At 63.2% G+C, this 2,438-nt stretch carries 2 protein-coding genes; both read left to right on the top strand.

Annotated features, from left to right (window positions below; all coding sequences use genetic code 11):
• Window positions 1–706 precede the first annotated feature (706 nt).
• The gene (locus P1T08_18710; GenBank protein MDF1598105.1) at window positions 707–1,252 is read left to right on the top strand and encodes a MerR family transcriptional regulator; all 546 of its coding nucleotides are present in this window, start codon (window positions 707–709) and stop codon (window positions 1,250–1,252) included.
• On the top strand, window positions 1,249–2,438 hold a 1,190-nt coding region (locus P1T08_18705), incomplete at its 3' end, for a histidine kinase (GenBank protein MDF1598104.1). The genes P1T08_18710 and P1T08_18705, both read left to right, overlap by 4 nt.

The following is a 2,438-nucleotide window of genomic DNA, read 5'->3' as shown; positions in this document are numbered from 1 at the left end:
GCTATTTGATGACCGGGGTAGGCAGTGCCACGAACCCTGCCACAGCGGGGATCGTCCGGCAGGAGACCAAGTCACCACATCCGCGACGGACCACTAGCAGCTTTTTTGATTGTCGATGTATGTCGAATGTATGCATACGTGTCGTGTCGTCGGATGTCGCGTCGTACCGGATGACCCCGAAACTCCAGGAAAGTCCCTGCAAGACGGCACGAGGCGGCACTTGCCACCACCAGGAGAACGTGTCTGATTCTGCCTACGGATCAGAAGGTTGGGGGTTCGAGTCCCTCCGGGCGTGCTAGTGAAGCCCCTGTGTTTGCAGGGGCTTTCTGTCATCTTCCCCCGAGTTCTATTCCGCGTGACCGGTCTCTGGGCCGCGGCTGGGCCGCGAGACTTCGAGCCCGGATGTCGGTGAGCCGTCTAACGAGGTCGTCCACGTCGGAGGGGACAGGTGGGCAAAGCGGTCCATGGTCACCGAGATCGACGAGTGGCCGAGGTGCTCCTGAACGGCTTTGGGGTTGGCGCCGGCGGGCGATGAGGAGGCTGGCGCAGGTGTGGCGTTAACCGTGAATCCTGAGGCTTTCCGGTAGTCCGGCCCGCTCGACTGTTGAGTACCAGACCTGCCGCCGGAAGTTGCTGTTGCGAAGTGGCGCACCAGCGGTGGGGTGAACACCAGTGCGTCGGGTTCGTGGGGCACGTGTTGGTCGAGGTGTTCGCTGAGAAGGTCGCGAAGGATTGCAGCGGCTTGGGCGATCTGGGCGGCCTTCTATTGCCGTCGCCGAAGAGCACCCTGCTCTTCCAGGCAGGCGTCTCGGTCTCACTGACACCGGTAACCTGGAGTCGATTCCAGGTGAGAGGACCGACCATGGCGACAACACTGACACCGTCGCAAATGGCGACGCACGTGGACCTGTCGCTGGACACACTTCGCTATTACAAGCGGGCGGGCTTCATGCCTCGGGTGCAACGGCTCCCCAACGGGCACCGACGCTACGGCGAGTCCGACATCGAATGGCTAGAGCTGGTGAAGTGCCTGCGGGAGAAGGGCATCCCGGTTCGGCACATACAGCGCTGCGCCGAACTGTCCTTCACGGGCGACGAGGCCATTCCCGAGCGGGTGCTGCTGCTCCATGAGCACCGCACCAACGTCGTGGCCCGAACCGCTGAGCTGCAAAGCAATCTGGAACACCTCGACTGGAAACTGGCCTACCACGCCGACACCTTCGGTGTCACCGCGGGAGAAGCCACCCCATGACTGACCCGCGGTACAGCGGCGATATCGAGACCAGTCCGACGGGTGTTGGCGGCTGGGCGATCGGCGATCCCTTGCGTCTTCCGGCGCGTGGGGTGGACGTCGCTGTGGCGGTCGTTGTCTTCGGCGCCAGTGTCGTGAACGTCGCTGCCCAGGATGCGGCGGGGATCTCGGAGATCCCCGTTGCCGGGTTTCTCATGCTGGCCATCGGCAGCGTCGCTCTGTTCTGGCGGCGCAGCCGGTCCCCAACCGTGTTGGGGGTTGTGCTCGCAATGACGGTCGCCTGGACGGCGTTCGGCTATCCGGGCAATCCGGTATTTCACATCCTGGTGTCGCTGTATGCGGTTGGTCGGTACTTCCCGGAGGGGAGGATCAGCCTGGCGGCGCTGGCCGTCGCACTCGCCATTGTCGGTTTCGTCCAGGTGACCGATGGCGACACTGTCACTGAGGTAGTCACGGCACTGGTTGTGACGACGCTGCCGTGGTACGTGGGGCGTCGGATCCGAATCCGACGCCACGTCGCTCGGGAGCGTACCGAGTATCTGGAATCGAAGCGGGCCACCGAGGCCCAGCGAGTCATCGCCGACGCCCGCGCCGGCATTGCCCGTGAGCTCCACGACGTTGTTGCACATAACGTGAGCGTGATGACCGTGCAGGCGAGTGTCGCCCGACTCGTGGTTGCGGACGATCCCGAACAAGCTCAGGGGGCGATTCGTGCAATAGAGGAAGCTGGACGTAGGGCGCTCGATGAACTCCGCCATCTTCTCGGTGTGCTTCGTCCCGAGACAGCATCCGGCGAGCTCGGTCCCCAACCGGCCCTGAGCCAGCTTCACGAACTCGTGGATCAACTGAGACACACCGGGATGAGCGTCTCGTTGGCCGCAGATGTACCGTCCGAGCTTCCCGTCAGGGTGGATCTGTTTGCGTATCGCATTGTCCAAGAAGCACTCACCAACGTGCTCAAGCACGGCGGTGTCGACGCCACGGCACAGGTGCGCGTTGAAGAATCCGATGGTCACCTCGACATTGAAGTGACCGACACGGGGACGGCCCCAAACACGCTGCCGGGATCGGGCCAGGGGATCGTGGGCATGCAAGAACGCGCTCTCCTGCTAGGTGGCTGCCGAAAAAGTTGGTGGTTGTGGGTCGGGGGTGCTCGCGTTCGGGGTCGTTTTCGGTCACACTGGAG

The organism is Acidimicrobiia bacterium, assembly GCA_029210695.1.
Classification (GTDB): domain Bacteria; phylum Actinomycetota; class Acidimicrobiia; order Spongiisociales; family JAHEDJ01; genus JAHEDJ01.
Note: the sequence above shows the minus strand (reverse complement) of the source record. Positions and strands in the feature narration are given on the sequence as shown.